We start from the raw sequence: 17,120 nt of genomic DNA, 5'->3' as shown, positions 1-17,120 counted from the left end.
TGCCTGTTCTACCTACATGCCAATTCCACCAACATCCCTGTGAGGAAAATCTTGACCACAGGCAAGATGCCTGTTCTACCTACATGCCAATTCCACCAACATCCCTGTGAGGAAAATCTTGACCACAGGCAAGATGCCTGTTCTACCTACATGCCAATTCCACCAACATCCCTGTGAGGAAAATCTTGACCACAGGCAAGATGCCTGTTCCACCAACAACCCAATTCCACCAACATGCCAATTCCACCAACATGCTCGTTCCACCCACCGGGTCAAACAGCTGGGGATCCCCCCTAACCCCCCTTAACAAGGGGGGAATACTTACCACACCTCCCACACTTCCCACACCCCCCACACTCCCGATTCCCGACTCCCGACTCCCGACTCCCGACTAAACTCAGAACATAACCTCCACTACCAAGTCGTCATAGTCTAAGTCACCACCACCAAAAGTATCCTCGAAGCTAAACCGATTGTCCCCTAGTAGGCGGACGTGATCAAATTGATCGGGGTTAGCAGCCAAGAAACTAAAGTAGGCATTGAGACCGGAACCCTGCTGATTCGTGGGATTCTGAGTCAGGAACTCTTCAACAGTGCCATTAGCAATTAGGAACGGAGCTAACAGTACCCCACCGGATACCCCACTGGCTAAATCGACCTGGTTGGAAACTGCAACCTCTGCATAACCGCTATCACCGGGCTTGAGATTGCCAATTTTACCACTAGCATCATCAACCTGATAAAAGCCAAAGCTATTCTGAAACAGTGCTTGACTACTAAGCACAAACTCAGCGGTTACTGTTCCGGTCACATCGGTCAAATCCAGTAGCTCCACTTGCCCTTGAATCTGGGGACTCCCTATCCCCACAGTCGGAGTCAAAGCCGAAGCGTCTTCAACAGTTACCACTAAGTCATCAAAGTCTTGATCATCAGCATCCTCAAAGTGTAACGTCAAGACTCCGTCGCTATTGGTCTCGCTTTGGATATGGTCTAAACCATCGCTATTGAAAGAAGCATCACCGAAGAATACAGAAACATTTTCTCCTGCTAGCACTGCCTTTCTGGTGCTATTTTGTACTAGGTAAAATCCTAATTGATCGCCTACATCAAAATTATTAATCAGACGAGTAGTTTGAGCACTATCTTCAGGATTCAGCAGCACAGAGAAAATAGTCTGAGCATTAGATAGAGCAGCTTCCACATAGCCTTCTTGACCAGGAGCAATACCATTAACTGTACCTTGGTCATCATCCGTTACAAACACCCCAATTTCATTGACATTAGTAGCGTTTCCACTAATAAAGGTGAATAGGAGTTGGGCGTTACCAGTGTTGTCACCAGTGATAGTAAAGGTATAGTTAGAGTTCTGAGTCAGAGTGGAAGGAACAAAGGTAGGGATGAAGTTGACAGTAATATCAACAGTCGCTGTATCAAGGCCATCTTTGCCATCATATACCTGATAGATGAAGCTATCATTCCCACTAAAACCTGGATCAGGAGTATAAGTAATAAAGTCATCATTGGTATTATCCAAGGTACCGTTATTGTTAACCACAGCAGTACCATTAGAGGGAGCACTAACCACAACTAGACTTAGCAAATCCCCCTCAGGATCCGTGTCATTTTCCAATACATCAATAGTGACTGCTACCTCTTCATCCGTAATCACAGTATCGTCTACTGCGTCTGGTGGATCATTTACAGGAGTCACATTCAGGGTAAGGGTTGCTCTATCGGTGCCACCGTTGCGATCGCTAATTAGATAAGTAAACTGGTCGGATCCGGTGTAATTGAGATTGGGGGTGTAAGTGATCACGTCATCCGTTGGATCACTAGGGGTATCGTTATCAATCACAAATGCCGTGCCATGGCTAGGATTACTGATAATTGCCAGAGTCAGCGGATCCCCATCCCGGTCAGAATCGTTATCTAGTACATCAATCGTGACTGTTGTATCTTCACTAGTAGTAGCCGTGTCGTCTAGTGCTTCTGGTACCTCATTCACAGAAGTAACCTCAAGGTTAACCACAGCTGTACCAGGAAACGTGACACCATCATTTAACCGATAAGCAAAACTATCCGAGCCATTGTAGCCAGGATTAGGAGTGTAAGTAATAAAGTCATCGGTTACATCATCAGGAGTCCCATTATCATTCACCACCGCCGTGCCATCTCTGGGCTCGCTGACAATAGTCAAACTACTGTCTTGCTCAGGATCAGAATCATTTTCCAGTACATTAATGTTAACTGCTGTATCTTCAGTAGTAGTAGCCGTGTCATCTACAGGAAATGGCGAATCATTCACTGCAGTAACAGTTACGTTAACAATTCCTGTGGCAGGACGGTTGACACCATCGTCTAATCGATAGGCAAAACTATCCGGTCCATTGTAGTCAGGATCGGAAATGTAGGTAATAAAGTCATCGATTAGATTATCAGGAGTACCATTGTCATTCACCACAGCAGTGCCATGGTTGGGAGGCTTGACAACGGTCAGAATGCTATCTCCATCGGGATCAGAGTCGTTATTAATTACGTCGATATTGACTGCTATGTCTTCATCCGTAGTGACCGTATTATCTAAAGCTATCGGTGGATCATTAACTGGATTAATGGTCAGATTAACCGTTGCAGTGTCAATACCACCATTCCCATCATCTACCTGATACGTTAAGCTATCAGATCCATTAGCATTGAGATTAGGAGTGTAAGTAATAAAATCATCGGTCGGAACACTCGGAGTGCCATTGTCATTAACTACTGCAATCCCATTGCTTGGCTCACTAACAATGGTTAGAGTCAGGGGATTCCCTTCAGGATCAGAATCATTTGCCAGTACATTAAACGTAACTGCTGTATCTTCGTTGGTGGTGACGCTATCATCTACAGCTTCCGGTGCATCATTGACTGGATTAATCGTCAGGTTAACCGTTGCGGTGGCAGGAGGGTTAACCCCATCATTTAATTGATAGGTAAAACTATCGGTTCCATTGTAGTTGAGATTGGGAGTGTAGCTAATAAAATCATCGGTCAGATCATCAGGAGTGTTATTATTATTAACTACAGCACTACCATTACTGGGATTACTAACAACACTCAGACTACTATCTCCTTCAATATCCGAGTCATTGTCTAGTACATTAATGTTAACTGCTGTATCTTCATCTGTACTGGGCCTATCATCTTGGGCTTCTGGTGGATCATTAACAGGATTAATCGTGAGATTAACCGTAGCTGTGTCAATACCACCATTCCCATCATCCACTTGATAGGTGAAACTGTCAGACCCGTTAGTGTTAGGATTGGGAGTATAAGTGATTAAGTCATCAGTGCGATCGCTGGGAGTGCCATTGTTATTAACTACAGCATTACCATTACTTGGATTACCGACAATTGTTAGGGTCAGAGAGTCTCCGTCAATATCAATGTCATTGTCTAAAACATTAATATTAACTGCTATATCTTCATCAGTAGTGGCCTTTTCATCTCCGGCTTCTGGTGGATCATTTACAGGAGTAATAGTGAGATTAACAGTAGCTGTGTCAATAGCACCATTACCATCATCCACTTGATAGGTAAAACTATCAAACCCGTTAGTGTTGGGATTGGGAGTATAACTAATAAAGTCATCGGTCGGATCACTGGGAGTGCCATTATTATTAACTACGGCACTACCATTACTGGGATTACTGACAATTGCCAGAGTCAGGGAATCTCCCTCAATATCAATGTCATTCTCTAAAACATTAATACTAACTGCTGTATCTTCATCAGTAGTTGGTGTATCATCTCTAGCTTCCGGTGCATCATTAACTGGATTAATAGTGAGATTAACAGTAGCTGTGTCAGTACCACCGTTGCCATCATTTACTTGATAGGTGAAACTGTCATTACCGTTAGTGTTGGGATTGGGAGTATAAGTGATCAAGTCATCAGTGCTATCCCTAGGAGTGCCATTGTTATTAACTACGGCATTACCATTACTAGGATTACTGACAATTGCCAGATTTAGAGAGTCTCCGTCAATATCAATGTCATTATCTAAAACATTAATATTAACTGCTATATCTTCATCTGTACTGGCACTCTCATCTCCGGCTTCTGGTGCATCATTGACTGGATTAATCGTCAGGTTAACCGTTGCGCTGGCAGGAGGGTTAACCCCATCATTTAATTGATAGGTAAAACTATCGGTTCCGTTGTAGTTATTATCAGGACTGTAGGTAATAAAATCATCGGTTGTATCACCAGGGGTGTTATTATTATTAACTACAGCACTACCATTACTGGGATTACTAACAACACTCAGACTACTATCTCCTTCAATATCCGAGTCATTGTCTAGTACATTAATGTTAACTGCTGTATCTTCATCAGTAGTGGGTGTATCGTCTAGGGCTTCTGGTGGATCATTAACTGGATTAATAGTGAGATTAACAGTAGCTGTGTCAATACCACCATTCCCATCATCCACTTGATAGGTGAAACTATCAGACCCATTAGTGTTGGGATTGGGAGTATAACTAATAAAGTCATCGGTGGTATCGCTGGGAGTGCCATTATTATTAACTACAGCATTACCATTACTGGGATTACTGACAATTGTTAGGGTCAGGGAATCTCCGTCAATATCAATGTCATTGTCTAAAACATTAATACTAACTGCTATATCTTCATTACTTATAGCCGTATCATCTCCAGCTTCTGGTGCATCATTTACAGGAGTAACGGTAACGTTAACGGTAGCTGTGTCAGGAGGGTTAACGCCATCGTTTAACTGATAAGTAAAACTATCCGGTCCATTGTAGTCGGGATTTGGAGTGTAAGTAATAACGTCATCGGTGATCTGATCAGGAGTACCATTGTCATCTACTACTGCACTACCATTACTGGGATCACTAATAACAGTTAGAGTGCTGTCTCCCTCAGTATCGGTGTCATTATCTAAGACGTTAATATTAACTGTTGTATTTTCAGCGGTAGTGGCGGTATCATCTACTGCTACCGGGAATTCGTTGGTTAGGTTAAATTCAATATAGTCAAATCGGATGAATTCATCACCATTAGCGGTACCTTTAACCTCGATCAGGTCCCGATTGCGGATAAACGTGTTGGGGCTAATCTGCAAAGCGACGAAAGTTTCGGCTTCGGGGATACCGGTAGCAGTAGAGGCAGGATTATTAAGAGTGATGGTGGGAAAGACGGTACTGCCAATGGTGACATCGATTGTACCTTCTCCATCTATTTCGTCAAAGGTGCCAATGATTACTTCGTAAGTACCAGTGGGCTGATTAAAGCTTGTGCTAGCAGTACCAGGGGGGAAAGCAGTATTATTAACAGCATCAAATAGACTGATTACTGCGCCCCCGGAGGCATCAGGATTAGGAGTAGTTACAAAGTTAGTTATAATAGAGAAATTTTCTGCTTCAATTCTGGCCATAGTCTTGTGGTCTCCAACTGTTATTTGTTTCTAAAGCTATGGGAATTTTATTTGAGTTATTCAAGTAATACGCTAGCACGTCGATTTTCGATCAATCCCCATAATCTGGATACCCTTTCCTGAGCCATTGACAAGAGTAGAATACTATGCTAAACCTTCACAAAAGCACCAATGATTACAGCTAATCAAAAATCTCAGAAATCTGCCGCTGTATTAGTTACAGGTTTTTGATTTTCTGTGTTTCAAAATCTATCTAAATAGCGTAGATGCTCCAACAACATCTTTTGCTGAAATAGTCTCAGAACTATACTGATAGTCTTCCACCAGGAGTTTTAGTTTTGCTGCCAAAAAATTACTCTATTCATTGATGGCATGCACTGGATACTATGTCACCATAAAATTTGATCAACTTATCAAATTTTAGCATTTTGTTACAAATCTTATAATTACTCAATATTTTCGATGATTAGAGAATAATTAACGCTATAGCGCTGCTTGAGGTGGAATAGGAGGGAACAGGGAGATGGGGAGATGGGGAGATGGGGAGATGGGGAGATGGGGAGATGGGGAGATGGGGAGATGGGGAGATGGGGAGATGGGGATTCAGATCAGCAACTGGCTCTCCAAGACCGCGCTACCTCGCTGCATCGCTTCGTCCCTTGAATTTGTAAACACCATTACACGCATTCCTAGAATTCTACGGGTATAACAATACCCAAAATCGACTTTATATATACTTTAATATAACTATTCTGATTTTTTTAGCCTTTATCAGAGTCATGAGGTACAGAGTTTTTTACCTATGCCCTATGCCCTATCCCCAGATCCGCTGTTCCTTGTTCCCTAAAATCCCAAAATTATGTACCTCACCGAATTGAAAACTGCTAGATCACAACATACATATAACTATCCATAAAATAACTAACATAAAAATATTGAGTTTATCTTTCATCGAACTAATCCATTAGGTAATCGAACCATAGGTTTTATTATAAACATGGCTTAGGCAGTAATTATACTGGTAAGGTGCCTTAATCCCGTAACCTACTACTTATGGCATTTGGAGTGATAGCCCTTAGAGTGATAGGGTTTCGAGTCCAGTTTTGGGTAAGTCCTAAGCAAAAATGATTATTTTATAAATTTTGAACTTTTATAAATCTTTAAAATTGATAGCTATATAGTTTATATTTGATTTGTGAACATACGCCCAAAGGCCAAGAGGCAAGAGGCAAGAGGCCAAAGGCAAGAGGGGAAACAGCTTCGGAGTTTTATTGTCCAATAAAAAAAAAAGATACAGGTTTACATCTCATGTGTAAACGCTATATAACGTCTCTACATTTAAGCAATCAGCTAACGCGCCAAGGGCTTTAGCTGATTGCCCTTGGCTAAATACTTAGGTAATTAAAATTACGTATTTAAACATAACTTTGCCAACTGGGATCGGTTAGTGGCTCAAGCCTTTCGAGGCGATCGTACCCATTGGCATTCATCAGCCAGACACTATTTTGTCCATCGTCGAGATTGCGCCAGAGGATATCATCGAAACCATTATCATCGATGTCGAGGGTCCCATGGATTACCTCCTGACCAATACTTATTGGTGACTCAATCAACACTGATTCAATGTACTGAGTCCCTTCCATCCTCCAATAGTAAATAGTTTGCTCTTGAGTATTGCGCCAGATAATATCCCCATCACCATCCCCATCCAAGTCTCCCGCTGCCCTCATCTCCCAAATACTAGTGACTGGTTCCGATTGAATGAACACCTCCTGAGCCACAGTAGTGCCATTCATGAGCCAGACTTTATTTTCCCCAGTGGCAGTATTGCGCCAGAGAATATCCTCTTGATTATCATTGTTAAAATCTTCAGTGCCACGAATGTCCCAGTCTAGGCTTAGAGTTGGGGTCATGGACACTGCATTCTGAAACACCGATCCTGCCATCAACCAGATGCCAGCTTCCCCAGTAGAGGTATTACGCCAGAGAATATCCTGTTGTTGATCACTGTTGAAATCCCCTGCACCCTGCATCTGCCAGGGACTGTCGGCTGGTTCTGTTGGTGAATGAATTGTTACGGCTTGAGCTAAGTCGAGACCATCCATCAGCCAAGCACCATTGACTCCGGTCTCGTCATTACGCCAGAAAATAGTCACACTCTCGGTGATGGTGGATTGGTCATTGTCGGTAATGGTGAAAGTGGCACTGGGAGTCTCACCTAATTGATAGTCGGGACTATTCTCAAGGGTAATAATGACAGTTTCTTCCCCTTCTGCTATTCCATCGGCGATTGGGGTGAGCTTGAGATCTACTGACTCCTGACCTTCTGGAATAGTAACGGTACCAGTTAGGATGGGCTTGTAATCTGAAGAGCTAGCGGTGCCACTGACAGTGTAAGTTACCTCTAGGGTTTGACTAATGTCTCCGGTACGGGTGATGGTAATACCACCACTTTTTGGCACAGTTTCGGCTAATGTGCCATCAGTAGGGGTAATGGTAAGTTCAGGAAAAGTAATAACTGGGCCAGCTTCCAGTGCTGGTGTTATTTCAATAACGTCGATCCGCGCTAGTTCATCGGTTTGATTCCCCAAACTATCCGCCACGGCAGAGATTTCAATCTGATCCCCTGGAGTCAGTGCTACGTTTTCAAAGATGGGATTAGGATTGGATAAACCATCAAATATAGAACCAGTCAACCCGATATAATTACCAGAGTTGGGTGTGTCTATGGGTGGATTACCCTTTTCTCCTGGGTTTTTATTGAAAATATATCTACTAATTGGGATATCGTTGACACGAAGTGTCAGGGTAGCTCTGCCATCTGATTCATCAAAATGGGCAATATTAAAATCATAGTTACCAGCAGGACCGTCAGCTTCTGTCCAGGTTAAACGAATGAATCCTGGTTCACTAGTATTGTTTTTGGAAATCTCGATAGCTTGGCCACCGGAAGCAATGTCACTATCAAAAACTATGTAGTTTTCTAGACTCAGCCTAGTTGTGTCTTCTGCCTCAAATGTTGGCATAATTACTATTATCCTATCTTAAACATCATCTGTCATATATATAGCAATTCTTATTTGGGTGAGGTTTTTAGGGAGCAGGGAGCAGGGAGTAGGGAGCAGGAAAAAGGCAATAGGCAATAGGCAATAGGCAATAGGCAATAGGCAATAGGCAATAGGCAAGAGGCAATAGGCAAGAGGCAATAGGCAAGAGGCAAGAGGCAATAGGCAATAGGCAATAGGCAATAGGCAAGAGGCAATAGGCAATAGGCAATAGGCAATAGGCAATAGGCAATAGGCAATAGGCAAGAGGCAATAGGCAATAGGCAATAGGCAATAGGCAATAGGCAATAGGCAATAGGCAAGAGGCAAGAGGCAAGAGGTAAACCATTTTGTTTACCTCATAGCTATGAGAAACGCTATAGCGTTTTTAAATGAGATGTGAAACTAGAATTGATCTGGAAAGGTAACAGGTAAAAGTAGTAAAGATATCCGAGGAGTTTTTGGTATTATCAAAAATCCGTATTGGAGTTTATTTTAAATTGGACATGAAACTTTTTTGAATCGAAATATTGTTCAGGTTTACTTAAACAAATTTATTATTATTGGAGCTAAAACTATAGTTTTATAGTATTTTAATGAATTGTTATTCATAAAATAAAATTACCATTACTATAGATGACATAATTATTATTGAATGTCACTATAAAATTACTTACTTCATGAAATCTTTACAGTTTTTTTTTCAGAGTTATTATAGTCTTCACGTTTAGATATCTCGTTTACATTTCTATATGTTGGATAGAAGAGAAGGAAAACGGCCAAGAGGCAGACTTCAGTAAGGTAGGAATAAAATAGAGACTTTGCGGCAGTATTGAATCGGGTTTGTGATCAATTCCAGGCTACCGGAATTGATATAATGGGCTGATAAGTAGTCGGACAAAAGTAAAATTAACTGTTGAAATAGGGAGCAGGGAGCAGATGGACTTTTGGCCACTTTACACAAGTTAATACAGTGAGGTTTATTTTTGTCGAGGTACTTAGCTTACGTTGTTTAGTTGAGGTGTGATCAACAGACGTTTCTTGTGGCCTTATTGGTAAGTATTCAGCCGTCAGCTATCAGCTATCAGCTAATGCGCTACTTGAGATGCTACTTGAGGTGCTATCAGCGTGTCGCGTATCAGGCGCTTTAACTGCATGGGGTCGGAGTACTAAAACTAGCAGGGATTTTCAACCACTCGTATCAGCACCCCCGATGCTTGTTTACTATCTCCCGTTGATTAGCTGACGGCTGACTGCTGATAGCTGAATGCTTACCCTTCTTAAAGGATAATGTCCTACTGATTCTGAGTAATAGGTTGCTGGACACAGTTGAGCATACGCAGAGTAGCAGCAGCGGCATAGTTCCGGCGTGCTTCAGAATTGGGGAAGAAAGCGTTACCCCTTTCGTTTACCGGAGATGCGACTTGGCAGTAGGCAGACATTTCAGAAATCAGAGCGACAGCCCAGTGACCTTCGGTGTCGGAAAATTGTGTGACTGACCCATTAGAAACAAGTACCCCTGGCTGCCCTTGGAGGCTTTTGGCAAATTCAGCAGCTTTTTTTTGTACTGCCATCAATTCGGCGCGAGTTACGGACTTATTTGGTCGAAAGGTGCCATCAGGATAGCCACTAACAATGTTATTGTCCCTCGCCCATTGAATTTTGGCAGCACTCCAGCGCCCAGACTCAACATCCCGATAGGGCCGTCCTGATGCTTGAGTGGGGAGAGTAATATTAGCACCTGGCAGTTTACCTAAGCCTTCAATGACCATAGACACGAGTTGTTCTCTGGTGAGAAACCCTTGGGGTCTGAAGGTATTGTCCTGAAATCCAGCAATAAATCCCATTGCTACAGCTTTTTCAATTTCTGAGGCATAGACATCATTAGCAATATCCCGAAATTTAGAGGTTTCCCGTGGCGGAAGTGGAGGAAGCTTGGATGGATCAGTACTTCCTGTGTTACCTAAGGGTGTGTTAGTAGCAAGATAGACGTGACCTAGCTCTTTGCCATTGAACATTCTCTTGGCAAATTCCCAACCGGGCTGCAGAAAAATTTTCATAAAGCCCTGGCTAATACCACCAGTTCTGCCGATGATTACTTCAGGAGCTTTACGATCAAGACGGTGCTTACCCACTAGCAACAGTTCACCATTACGCTCAACAATGCTGAGGATGTAATCGAGTCCTAAGTCTTCACCCGCCATGCGCATGGAATAGCCATTGCTGTCAGTACTGCGTCCGCAAATGCCAGTAAAGTCAAAGTTCAACAGCAGTGGGTCTACGATCACTGGGTTAGTACCACTCTCGCTCCAACAGGCTCGCTTGTTGGATTTTTGCTCTATGATCAGCAGTTGATGGGAATTTGCACCAAAGGGTTGAGCTACAGCAATAAACTTGCCTTGTTCAACTTGTTTTTGCTCGAAAGTAGCGGCGGAGGTTTGGTTGCCAAGACTGATTGCTGAGAAGGCAGTGGCTAGGGCAACGGTGGCGAAGGTGGCTAGTTTTTGTGGTAATTTTTGTTTTAAAGAACTCTTCATGCTATTTACCTCTGTTTTTCAGCATCTTTACTGGGCTTTTAGGATTTGTCAATTTTCAGACAACTGCTTAAAGCTATAATGATTAACTTTCAGATTAAATGTTTCTGGTTCTAATGGTTTAAGTTTTAATTTTGATTAATAAAATTTGAGCAAAAGTAGCTAAGGACACATAAGCTATCAGCTATCAGCTATCAGCTATCAGCTATCAGCTATCAGCTATCAGGGGCTTTAACTGCACGGGGTCGGATGAGTAAAAGGAGCAGGGTGCATCTCCTAAAAGCTGTTTGACCTGGTGGGTGGAATGGGCATCTTGTTGTGGAATGGGCATCTTGCCCGTGACAATTTTCGGAGCGGACTGTCCCAACACTGGCTACCGAGAAAATGAGGGTGAGTCCGTCCCTAAAGCACCACTAGCAACTACCGACCGTTGATTAGCTGACAGCTGACGGCTGATAGCTGAATACTTACCTAATATCAGTGTGAAGCTAGCGAAACTATCACAAGGTTTTCGAGCCGGAGGGTTATCTCTAAGCATGATGGGATAAAGGCTGAAAATCCGTCGGAGGTCGCTAGTATGTTTTTTAATGTTGCTGGTGTAGGGACTGGGTTAGGAATTCTAACCCTATTGGTGTTTGGGCTGTTGCAATGGTTGCACATCAGTACTGGTCATTTCCTGGATTGGGTGATTGGTGTGGCTAGCTTTTGGTGGCTGTTGGTGATTGTGACAGTGCCATGGAATGTCCACTTGGAAGCTAGGGAAGTTTTAGCAGAGGGGTCAGCTTCCAGGGCAAATGAGATTGCGGTTGACCCCAAGCAATTAGACTATGTGAAAATGATAGCTAAGCGATCGCTAACCGTAGCAATCGCCCTTCACCTGTTATCTGCTGTGGGTCTGTACATCCTTGCTGCCACTGGGATTAGTGCTGTAGGCTACGTCAGTTCGGGAGCAGCTTTGCTTTTAACTGCTTTGCGTCCAGCGGTACGTTTTTATCAGTATTTAGCAGCCCGGTTAAGGATGATCCGGCAAGAGTTTAAGTATCCTCGTCGAGATGTAATGGAACTACAGAATCGTTTTGAAGCTCTCGAAAGAAGTGTCAAAGGTCTACAAGAGCAACTAGACCCACAAGAACCTTACTCTTGGGTGGCAACCCATCAGCGTTACTGGGAAGAGACTCGTAAAGGCTTAGCCGAACTTGAAGCATCAATGGCACAACTGGAAGCTAATAACAATGCGGAACACCAACGTTTAGCTCGGGATTCTGAAAATGCGATCGCACAATTAACTACAGATAGTCAATTTCTGGATAATGTCCGAGAAATTATTCGGTTTTTCAAGACAGCTTAGCAGTTATAGCGCTACGCGCAGGGAATCGGGAATCGGGAATCGGGAATCGGGAATCGGGATCAAAGCAAGTTAGATGCTTCATATAAACGCCTGACAACGGCGATAATTCGCTTGCCGTAATCTAAGTCAGCTGACCAGCGCCCACTGAGCTGTTCAACTAAGGGAGCAATCCCTCGGGTAACGAAGCGAAACCGGGGATCGACCAAGGGTTGGACTAAGGGTTCCTGACTGGCGTAGGCTTTCAAATGTTGGATATGGGCACGTACTCCAATTCTAGCGCTAGGAAAAGTCGCTTCTTCATCACTAGTCACTGCTCCCAAACCACCAAAATTATTTTGCTCAGGTCTAAGGCGATCGCTAAAGCGTAGGAAGTTAGTTTCTACACAAGCTTGGGCAAAGGCAATGTCATAGTTGACTCCCTCTACCGAGGCTTCTTCTCGATAGAGCCTAGGTAGGTCAGGAAACTCAGTCAGGGCGTTCTGATTATTGTTTTTAAGAAATATCTGTAACTGGACTTCGGAGGTGCTACCATGACCCATGATCCGGTCAATCAAACCTGGACAGATTTTCTGGGAAATTGAGCGCAAAATCACAGTGCGGGTGGCAGTATCCCAACCGACAAAGATGTTATAATCTCTTAGTTCAATGGCCTTAACATACACGACTCCCCGATATTGCACACGACGGACATTCTCGGCGGTGGTCAAATCCACTCCTAGGCGATCGGCTAGGTCAATGGGAATGTAAGAATTGCTATTGATTAGAACACCTCGATCATCGTAAGTCTGATTATTGATTTTAATATCAATGATGGGATAAATCGGATTGAATTGATCGGGTGGCTGTTCACCAGTTATCAAACTACTCCATTGGGCCAATCCATCAGCTATGCCTCTGGCCATGTCACGACGTCGATTCTGGAGCAGAGCACGGTCTTGGGGATTAGTCAGAAAGCCAACTTCGAGCAGTAGGGAGGGCAGGATAACATCACGGCAAAAGGCAAGACGCCCAACACCTGAGTCCGTATCGGGTTTTGCTCCTCGATTGGGCAGTTCAGGAAGGCGTGTGATCAAATAGCGCAGCATGAGTTCACCATGCTTCTTGCGCTCAGTGTTATTGAAAATGTAAAAAGCAGAGGCACCTCGGATGTTAGGATTGGAAAAGGCATCAGCATGAATCTCTAGCGCTACATCACCAAAACGAGCACGGTCATTAATCCATTGAATTGTCTGCTTTAAACTCAATTCATCAGGAACAGATAATACTTCAAACCCACGCGATCGCAATTCTGGCACCACCATATCTCGCAGCCGAATCATTTCTTCGGCTTCCGTTGTCCCACCGGCAATCGCCCCTGGGTCAAGACCACCACGTTCCATGCCACCGTGACCTGCTGAAATAAATATACGTCCCATGTCTTGCTTTTTGCCCTCAGCCCTTAATTGAGCACTTGCTGTTTCCAGGGTGAACTACCCCACCCTACAAAGAACGAGGGTGGGGCTTCCCGTTTCAATGCAGTCTGCCCGCCCCCACCGAAGTAGGTTGAGGTCTTAGGTCCGCTCCACAGGCTTTGACGGCTGTCCCATCCGCAATACTGAGAATTCTAATACCTTCTGCTCGGATATTTTTTGCTGCATTAATATCTCGGTCATGATTACAACCACATTCTGGACACTGCCATTCTCTTACCTCAAGAGGCATTTTATCCATTTTGTAACCACAACTAGAGCCAAGTTTAGAACTAGGAAACCATCTATCAATTTTGATTAAAACCTTTCCTGACCGTTCGAGTTTATAGGATATAAAATTGATAAACATACCCAGTCCGGCATCAGATATACTCTTCGCTAGTTTTCTATTACGTTCGCGTAGCGTGCCCGTAGCGCATACCATACCCAAAATATTTAGGTTCTCAACCACTAATACTTGGTTTTCATTAACAATGGTGCGTGAAACCTTGTGTAGATGGTCTTGTCGGGCATTACTCACACGTTCGGGAACTCTAGCAACTTTCTTTATTTGCTTTTTTCGGTTATTTGAACCTTTCTTTTTTTTTGATAATCTCCTTTGCTCTATAGCTAGCCTTTTTTCTTTTCTAAAATATTGGGGATTTTCGTATTTTTTGGTTTCAATCCCGTCAAAACTGATGGCTAAGTCTTGGATTCCAACATCTATTCCTACGACTTTACCCGTGGAAGATTTTTCAGGCTCTGTCCCTTCGTAGTCCATCAAAACAGAACAATAGTATTTGTCTGATGATGTCTTGCTTAAAGTTACTGTTTTTATTTTTCCATCTAAAGAACGATGAATAGAAGCCTTTACTGCCCCAATTCTTCCCGGAAAAGCAATTGATACCCTTCCTTTTAACTTGACATTTTCTGGGAATTGGATCGACTGCCTAGACTTGAATTTCGACTTATATCTAGGGTGTCTTGCCTTACCTTTGAAGAAATCTGATAAAGCATCCCCCAAATTTCGCATTGACATTTGAAGGACTTGAGAATAGCAATCCTTAAGCCAAGGGAACTCCTTCTTCAGTAATGCTATTAATTTGAATAGGTCATTCTTAGAAAAACCCTTACCAGTTTCTTCGTACTGGATTTTGTTAAGTTCGATTCCTTTGTTGTATACAAAACGTCCGCACCCAAAATGTTGAGCTATAATTTCTTTTTGTTCGGTTGTTGGATATAGACGAACCTTAACAACTCGCCGCAACATCTTGAGTTCACCTCCTTTCCTTTTGGCCTTGCTCTATAGTTATTAGAGTAGTGACAAAATTAATGACGTGTCAAGGTCTAAAATGGTAAGTCATCAGCTAGAAGCCAAAGGCCTTTGACCACGCTACTTGAGCTGCTATCAGCTTTTGAAGCATAGCTTTAAGCAAACTATATATCAATCAATGGCTAACTATCAATGACGAATCAAACTTTGGGACTCGACAACCAGCTTTACGACTACTTGAAATCTGTTTCTCTAAGAGAGCCAGAAGTTTTGACCCAGCTGAGGGTCGAAACAGCACAGCATTCCATGGCTAGGATGCAAATAGCTCCTGAACAGGGGCAGTTTATGGCCTTACTAGTGCAGTTGATGGGAGCTAAGAAAACTCTAGAGGTGGGGGTATTTACGGGCTATAGTGCTTTAGCTGTAGCCTTAGCTTTGCCACCAGAGGGAAAGGTGGTTGCTTGTGATATCAGTGAGAAGTATACTGCGATCGCACGTCCCTACTGGGAACAAGCCGGAGTAGCTGACAAAATTGACCTGCGAATTGCGCCAGCACTGGACACTCTGGAGCGGTTGCTGGAAGAGGGACAGGCAGGTACGTTTGATTTTGCCTTCATTGATGCTGATAAACGGGACTACGAAAGCTACTACGAGCAGGCACTGAAACTGGTACGTAATGGTGGACTTATTGCTGTGGATAATGTCCTCTGGTCGGGGCGAGTAGCGGATCCTGAGGTAGTCGATAACATAACTAAGGCAATTCGAGCATTTAATCAAAAGCTCTCTCAAGACCAACGGGTAACCCTTAGTTTGGTACCCATTGCTGATGGATTGACCCTAGCCCTAAAAAAAGATGAAGTATGAAGTATTAAGGTAAGCATTCAGCTATCAGCTATCAGCTATCAGCTATCAGCTATCAGCTATCAGCTATCAGCTAATGCGCTACAAATGGTGCGACTTGAGGTGCTTTTGAATCAAACAGGTAAGCATTGGTTTAATCTCTGTTACGTCAGCTGACCACTGACTGCTGACCGCTGACCGCTGACCGCTGACGTTTATGCTTCATTGGTGAAATCATCAAAACAGTAAGGGCAACAAATACCTTTGATATATTTAGGAGAATTGAGATCAGCTTGGGAAATTGGATTTCCACAACCGTAGCACATATGGTGGGTTCCAGCTTCCAACCTGTGCTTGAGAGCAATCCGTTGATCGAAAACAAAGCACTCCCCTTCCCATAAACTTTCGTCTTCTGGGACTTGTTCTAAATACTTGAGAATGCCACCTTTGAGATGATAGACCTGTTTAAACCCCTGACTCAACATAAACGATGAGGCTTTTTCACAGCGAATACCCCCTGTACAAAACAGGGCTACTTTTTTGTCTTTGGTGGAATCGAGGTGATGGCGAACATAATCAGGGAATTGTCGGAATGAGTCAGTATGGGGATTTTGGGCACCTTTGAAGGTTCCAATATTTACTTCATAGGTATTGCGGGTGTCAATCAGGACTACGTCTGGATCGGAAATTAGAGCATTCCAGTCCTGGGGGTTAACATAGGTACCTACCTGCTGATTGGGGTCAACCTCTGGCAAACCGATGGTGACAATTTCTTTCTTTAACCGGACTTTGAGGCGGTTGAATGGGGGGGAGTCAGTGTAGGATTCTTTATGCTGTAAGTCGGCCAGACGGGGATCGGAACGGAGAAACGCTAGGACTGAATCAATGGCTTGACGGGAGCCTGCGATTGTGCTGTTAATGCCTTCTGCTGCAAGCAGAATCGTTCCTGTGATGCCTTGAGCTTGACAATGGGCTAGTAAGGAGGGTCGTTTATCGGCAAAGTCTGGCAATCTGACAAATTTGTAAAATGTTGCAACTACCTGGGTCATGATCCGGTTAAGGGGTGAAAATAGTGCTGAGTTTTGATTCCTGAGTCGGAAAGTGCCTCACTATTTACTATATTGGCGTATGGTAAGACCCCGCACTAACCTGCTATGGTCAGAGTACTGTTGCGGTGTACTATTGCGGTCACT

The 17,120-nt window shown here is 43.4% G+C and carries 12 protein-coding genes; 4 read left to right on the top strand and 8 right to left on the bottom strand.

Annotated elements, in window-relative coordinates; genetic code table 11:
* Positions 1 to 75: 75 nt before the first annotated feature.
* A complete protein-coding gene (locus F6J90_RS21660; RefSeq protein WP_293098100.1) occupies positions 76 to 264 on the bottom strand; it encodes a hypothetical protein in 189 nt (62 codons plus the stop codon).
* On the opposite strand from F6J90_RS21660, the gene F6J90_RS21655 reads away from it, so the two are divergent.
* Positions 252 to 395 (top strand): hypothetical protein, encoded by a 144-nt coding sequence (locus tag F6J90_RS21655; protein WP_293098098.1) that lies wholly within the window; start codon positions 252 to 254, stop codon positions 393 to 395. The genes F6J90_RS21660 and F6J90_RS21655 overlap by 13 nt on opposite strands.
* Before the next feature lie 2 nt (positions 396 to 397).
* Here F6J90_RS21655 and F6J90_RS21650 read toward each other — a convergent pair whose 3' ends face one another.
* Positions 398 to 5,440, bottom strand: coding sequence for an Ig-like domain-containing protein (locus F6J90_RS21650; RefSeq protein ID WP_293098095.1), 5,043 nt, complete (start codon positions 5,438 to 5,440; stop codon positions 398 to 400).
* Positions 5,441 to 5,971: 531 nt separating this feature from the next.
* Here F6J90_RS21650 and F6J90_RS21645 point away from each other — a divergent pair.
* Positions 5,972 to 6,103, top strand: coding sequence for a hypothetical protein (locus F6J90_RS21645; RefSeq protein WP_267875656.1), 132 nt, complete (start codon positions 5,972 to 5,974; stop codon positions 6,101 to 6,103).
* Between the two features lie 752 nt (positions 6,104 to 6,855).
* Here F6J90_RS21645 and F6J90_RS21640 read toward each other — a convergent pair.
* The 3 genes from F6J90_RS21640 to F6J90_RS21630 all read right to left on the bottom strand — a co-directional run bounded on the left by F6J90_RS21640 (position 6,856) and on the right by F6J90_RS21630 (position 11,021).
* Positions 6,856 to 8,466, bottom strand: a complete 1,611-nt coding sequence (locus tag F6J90_RS21640; RefSeq protein WP_293098088.1) for an FG-GAP-like repeat-containing protein — start codon at positions 8,464 to 8,466, stop codon at positions 6,856 to 6,858.
* A 67-nt stretch (positions 8,467 to 8,533) separates the two neighbouring features.
* A complete protein-coding gene (locus F6J90_RS21635; RefSeq protein ID WP_293098086.1) occupies positions 8,534 to 8,833 on the bottom strand; it encodes a hypothetical protein in 300 nt (99 codons plus the stop codon).
* A 946-nt stretch (positions 8,834 to 9,779) separates the two neighbouring features.
* A complete protein-coding gene (locus F6J90_RS21630; RefSeq protein ID WP_293098083.1) occupies positions 9,780 to 11,021 on the bottom strand; it encodes a DUF3747 domain-containing protein in 1,242 nt (413 codons plus the stop codon).
* A gap of 574 nt (positions 11,022 to 11,595) precedes the next feature.
* On the opposite strand from F6J90_RS21630, the gene F6J90_RS21625 reads away from it, so the two are divergent.
* Positions 11,596 to 12,366, top strand: coding sequence for a hypothetical protein (locus tag F6J90_RS21625; protein ID WP_293098081.1), 771 nt, complete (start codon positions 11,596 to 11,598; stop codon positions 12,364 to 12,366).
* A gap of 59 nt (positions 12,367 to 12,425) precedes the next feature.
* Here F6J90_RS21625 and F6J90_RS21620 read toward each other — a convergent pair whose 3' ends face one another.
* Positions 12,426 to 13,781, bottom strand: a complete 1,356-nt coding sequence (locus F6J90_RS21620; protein ID WP_293098078.1) for an N-acetylmuramoyl-L-alanine amidase — start codon at positions 13,779 to 13,781, stop codon at positions 12,426 to 12,428.
* Positions 13,782 to 13,875: 94 nt separating this feature from the next.
* Positions 13,876 to 15,084: an RNA-guided endonuclease TnpB family protein gene (locus F6J90_RS21615; RefSeq protein WP_293098076.1), complete on the bottom strand. Its 1,209-nt coding sequence runs from the start codon at positions 15,082 to 15,084 to the stop codon at positions 13,876 to 13,878.
* Positions 15,085 to 15,279: 195 nt separating this feature from the next.
* On the opposite strand from F6J90_RS21615, the gene F6J90_RS21610 reads away from it, so the two are divergent.
* Complete coding sequence (locus F6J90_RS21610; protein WP_293098074.1) at positions 15,280 to 15,951, top strand: class I SAM-dependent methyltransferase; 672 nt, start codon at positions 15,280 to 15,282, stop codon at positions 15,949 to 15,951.
* A 191-nt stretch (positions 15,952 to 16,142) separates the two neighbouring features.
* On the opposite strand, the gene F6J90_RS21605 is transcribed toward F6J90_RS21610, so the two are convergent.
* Complete coding sequence (locus F6J90_RS21605; RefSeq protein ID WP_293098071.1) at positions 16,143 to 16,976, bottom strand: rhodanese-related sulfurtransferase; 834 nt, start codon at positions 16,974 to 16,976, stop codon at positions 16,143 to 16,145.
* Positions 16,977 to 17,120 lie beyond the last annotated feature (144 nt).

Origin of the sequence: Moorena sp. SIOASIH (assembly GCF_010671925.1) — a bacterium.
Lineage (GTDB): Bacteria > Cyanobacteriota > Cyanobacteriia > Cyanobacteriales > Coleofasciculaceae > Moorena.
This window is presented reverse-complemented; position numbering and strand designations above follow the sequence as displayed.

Coding starts and splice junctions, on each gene's coding strand:
- F6J90_RS21655 (WP_293098098.1), top strand. CDS start 252: ATGCTCGTTCCACCCACCGGGTCAAACAGCTGGGGATCCCCCCTAACC.
- F6J90_RS21650 (WP_293098095.1), bottom strand. CDS start 5,440: ATGGCCAGAATTGAAGCAGAAAATTTCTCTATTATAACTAACTTTGTA.
- F6J90_RS21645 (WP_267875656.1), top strand. CDS start 5,972: ATGGGGAGATGGGGAGATGGGGAGATGGGGAGATGGGGAGATGGGGAG.
- F6J90_RS21640 (WP_293098088.1), bottom strand. CDS start 8,466: ATGCCAACATTTGAGGCAGAAGACACAACTAGGCTGAGTCTAGAAAAC.
- F6J90_RS21635 (WP_293098086.1), bottom strand. CDS start 8,833: ATGGTTTACCTCTTGCCTCTTGCCTCTTGCCTATTGCCTATTGCCTAT.
- F6J90_RS21630 (WP_293098083.1), bottom strand. CDS start 11,021: ATGAAGAGTTCTTTAAAACAAAAATTACCACAAAAACTAGCCACCTTC.
- F6J90_RS21625 (WP_293098081.1), top strand. CDS start 11,596: ATGTTTTTTAATGTTGCTGGTGTAGGGACTGGGTTAGGAATTCTAACC.
- F6J90_RS21620 (WP_293098078.1), bottom strand. CDS start 13,781: ATGGGACGTATATTTATTTCAGCAGGTCACGGTGGCATGGAACGTGGT.
- F6J90_RS21615 (WP_293098076.1), bottom strand. CDS start 15,084: ATGTTGCGGCGAGTTGTTAAGGTTCGTCTATATCCAACAACCGAACAA.
- F6J90_RS21610 (WP_293098074.1), top strand. CDS start 15,280: ATGACGAATCAAACTTTGGGACTCGACAACCAGCTTTACGACTACTTG.
- F6J90_RS21605 (WP_293098071.1), bottom strand. CDS start 16,976: ATGACCCAGGTAGTTGCAACATTTTACAAATTTGTCAGATTGCCAGAC.